Genomic DNA, 3,716 nt, shown 5'->3' with positions numbered 1-3,716 from the left:
GCGGATAATAATTTTCCGTTTTAACTAAATTACCAACATTATCATAACTATATTTACGATTAATTTTCGGCACAAAATTGCCGATGTCGTTTTGAACTTGTTGCGCAATTAATCTGCCTACAGGGTCGAGTTGATACTGGCTAATGAGTGTTCCTTGAGTACGACTAATCTCGCGATGTAAGTGGTCGCGTTCAATTTCAGTGATTAACTGTTCATTGAATTTTATGGCGGTCAAATGCCCCGTTCCATAATAAAAATAGGAAAGGCGTTCGCTATTCGGCAACGTCAATTTGGTGCGATTGCCGTTAGCGTCATATTCATATTTCAAGGTTTGTGTGTGGTTATTGTGGCGCACGGTTTGCTTGGTGAGTTTTCCCGCTTTGTCATAGCTAAATTGTAGCTGATATTGACCACTTTCCACTTGCACAATTTTCCCTGATTTATCATATTGATAGCGCGTGCGCGTATTTTGACTGCCTTGCTGAATATGTTGCTCAAGCAGTTGCCCGAGTTGATTGCGTTTAAACTCTGTGACACGCAACGGCTGTGGATTGCTTGCATTTGGGCTTCCCGCCGTTAGCACGCCATATTCAAACTGTTTCACCAATTCGCCGTTTTGATTGTACTGGTAAGTGGTGACTTTGTCATCAAATCCGCTTTCTTGCGTCAGCTGGTCCAGTTCGTTGTAATAAATTAGTAATCATGAAACCAAATCCCTCAGTTGTTTTTCTATATCCGCATCGCCACTTGGTTTGCGATATAGCTCATCTTGGGTAATTTTGGTGTTATCGAAACTTTTTAATTTTTTTAAAATTTCTTCAAATATTTTCTTGGTATCTTTTTTATTCGCGGTTAATTGTGCCTCTACTAAAAAGCTCATACCCATGGTGGACATATGACCAAAATAAATCTGTTTTGGTTTTAACATTTCAATTTCTTTTTCTAACAACGCAATTTGTTGTTGAGTGAAATGGTGCAACGGGTGCTCTTTGCAAGCATTCGGCTCGGTAGGAATACACTGATTGTCTTGATAAAATTTATATAAATTTGTTAATACCGTTTTTATTGCCAATAAATATTTATCCATGCTGTGCGCACTTGGATCACCGATATCATGTGCGCGATCTTTCATATCAAGCTGTTCTTTAGGGCTCCATTCACTGACACGTAGCTGAGTAATGTCGTGTTGAGCAAATGGCAACATATATACATTCGCGCCCTTATTCATAAATTGGCAAAGGTTGCCGTGGTGCGTGTAAGGATCGCCTTCAAAATTAATTAGCCCCTCAGCAAGAAAATTAATCTCTCCCTTACTTAACCAATATAGTCCTAGTTTTACCTCTTTTGGAAGCAGGCTATAAATCCCACCATCTATTGCGCGCCCTGGCACACTTGGCACCCAGTCCCCTGCATTGACATGGCGAAAATGCGTAAACTTATCACTGTAATAACGCGCAAAGTCACTATTCCCCACGCGTGGTGAGCCATAGGTATAAAGCAATGGTTTAAAGCCTAATTCAAATAGGTAAGCACTTAAAATGGTGGCAACAGCACCACCTAAGCTATGTCCTGTTACGTAAAGTTCTTTGCCTTGAAGCTCTCCAATAACCCCCTCTAATTCAGGGGAATCTATGATACTTTTAGCTTGTCGGTAAAAAACACGATGTAATTCACCTTTAATATTAAAGTCAGGTTTTATTTGTTTGGCATCGGCATCAATTAATAAGCCATCGTGTAAAATTTCATAAGTTCCACGTACAGCAATTACCGCTCGAGTTTCATCAACATAGAACAGCGCAGCTGCACTTGTGCTTTTATCGTCCACGCTCCCCGTACCTGAATTATAACGTTTTATTCCTTTACCAATATCAACTAACTGAATAAATGGTGTTAGACCGTGTGTAATCGTATCTTTACCATCATCTTTAATTTTTGTCAGTTTATAATATTGCCAATTTCCTTCCATATGGCATACAGTATGTTTTTCCCTTGCTTTATCAAGAAATATACTAAAATCAAGCTCATGCTTTAAATCTTCATCTAATGAGAGCATACTATACGCTAGGCGAGACAAATACCCTAAATTATAAGCATTGATATAGCTATATTCATTAGAATGGGTAAGCCATAAAGTGTGTTCAACTTCTCGACAAGAATTGGTAATTTCTGTAATGTCTGCCATTAGTATGGTTCCTTATCATAGAATTGTTGGAAATATTGAGGCTGAATATTTTTTTCATCAAATAATGGTAACTTAAATTTTTGACAAATATTCATATCTGTATCACAGTATTCATTATGACTAATTTTAAAATTAAGTTCTATATCAGGATTCTCTTTCCAAAAAGAAATAGTGTACCTTTCCATTCCTAAATATTTTTCCACACCATTTTCTATTGAAGAAGAAGAACAACGTAAGAATTTAAGATATCCTTGCTCGCTATAATTATGCCTATCTTTAGAACTTTTCTTATAACAATAAATATTATAATGTAATTTATTAAAATAAAGATCACTTTTATTATTTCCCAATCTGTCATCAGAAACAGCAAAAAAAGGGGAAACTTTGAAACCATAAATTAATGTTGTACGATATATTTTATTTTTATCATCATAAGGCTCTTGCTTTAATCTCGGATCATCACTTTTTTCTTCAATATAAATTTTTCCACCGTGGCTTCGATATACACACCCATTCAATTTAAATTGATCAGGATAACGGATAACATATTCCTTTCCCCCATCGCGTTCTTCAGCAATAAATTCACGATATTCTTTCATTGGCAAAGGTGATTTACCATCTGCTGCAGATATCGCATTAGGCTTTTGACATTCTTTAATATTTTTATCGGTATAGTAAGTTACCCAATATTCGGGTAAATAATCTACTGACTTTTTACCGTAAAACGTGCGCCATTGGGTTTCACTGTAATCAGGTTCATTTTTAGATTGTAATAGTTCCTCAACAAAACAACCTGCACAAACACTTGACACAAAGAAGATTAAGGGTAATTTTAAGTATCTCATTTCTTTTTCCTTTATTTTAGGTGTTGTTTTTCTTATTAGAATGTATAAGCCATAAAGTGTGTTCAACTTCTCGACAAGAATTGGTAATTTCTGTAATGTCTGCCATTAGTATGGTTCCTTATCATAGAATTGTTGGAAATATTGAGGCTGAATATTTTTTTCATCAAATAATGGTAACTTAAATTTTTGACAAATATTCATATCTGTATCACAGTATTCATTATGACTAATTTTAAAATTAAGTTCTATATCAGGATTCTCTTTCCAAAAAGAAATAGTGTACCTTTCCATTCCTAAATATTTTTCTACACCATTTTCTATTGAAGAAGAAGAACAACGTAAGAATTTAAGATATCCTTGTTCACTCAAATTATTCCAATCTTTAGAGTTTTTCTTATAACAATAAATATTATAATGTAATTTATTAAAATAAAGATCACTTTTATTATTTCCCAATCTGTCATCAGAAACAGCGAAAAAAGGGGAAACTTCAAATCCATAAATCAATGTTGCACGATCTATTTTATCTTTTTCATCATAAGGCTCTTGTTTTAATCTCGGATCATCACTTTTTTCTTCAATCCTCATTCTACCACCATAACTACGATATACACACCCATTCAATTTAAATTGATCAGGATAACGGATAACATATTCCTTTCCCCCATCGCGTTCTTCAGCAATAAATT

Annotated in this window: 4 protein-coding genes; all 4 read right to left on the bottom strand. The window is 34.9% G+C overall.

Annotated elements, in window-relative coordinates; genetic code table 11:
* The coding region (locus F8M47_RS07275) for an RHS repeat domain-containing protein (RefSeq protein WP_150539462.1) at positions 1 to 604 on the bottom strand (604 nt) is incomplete at its 3' end.
* A 96-nt stretch (positions 605 to 700) separates the two neighbouring features.
* Entirely contained in the window at positions 701 to 2,182 is a 1,482-nt protein-coding gene (locus F8M47_RS07270) for a lipase family protein (protein ID WP_150539461.1), read from the bottom strand.
* A complete protein-coding gene (locus F8M47_RS07265) occupies positions 2,182 to 3,027 on the bottom strand; it encodes a hypothetical protein (RefSeq protein ID WP_150539460.1) in 846 nt (281 codons plus the stop codon). Before F8M47_RS07265 ends, F8M47_RS07270 begins: the two co-directional genes overlap by 1 nt.
* Positions 3,028 to 3,132: 105 nt before the next feature.
* On the bottom strand, positions 3,133 to 3,716 hold a 584-nt coding region (locus F8M47_RS12065; protein ID WP_167509606.1), incomplete at its 5' end, for a hypothetical protein.

The organism is Actinobacillus vicugnae, assembly GCF_901687125.1.
GTDB classification, from domain to species: domain Bacteria; phylum Pseudomonadota; class Gammaproteobacteria; order Enterobacterales; family Pasteurellaceae; genus Actinobacillus; species Actinobacillus vicugnae.
This window is presented reverse-complemented; position numbering and strand designations above follow the sequence as displayed.

What these genes read in the sequence shown, in the direction of transcription:
- F8M47_RS07270 (WP_150539461.1), bottom strand. Translation starts at nt 2,182, where the DNA reads ATGGCAGACATTACAGAAATTACCAATTCTTGTCGAGAAGTTGAACAC.
- F8M47_RS07265 (WP_150539460.1), bottom strand. Translation starts at nt 3,027, where the DNA reads ATGAGATACTTAAAATTACCCTTAATCTTCTTTGTGTCAAGTGTTTGT.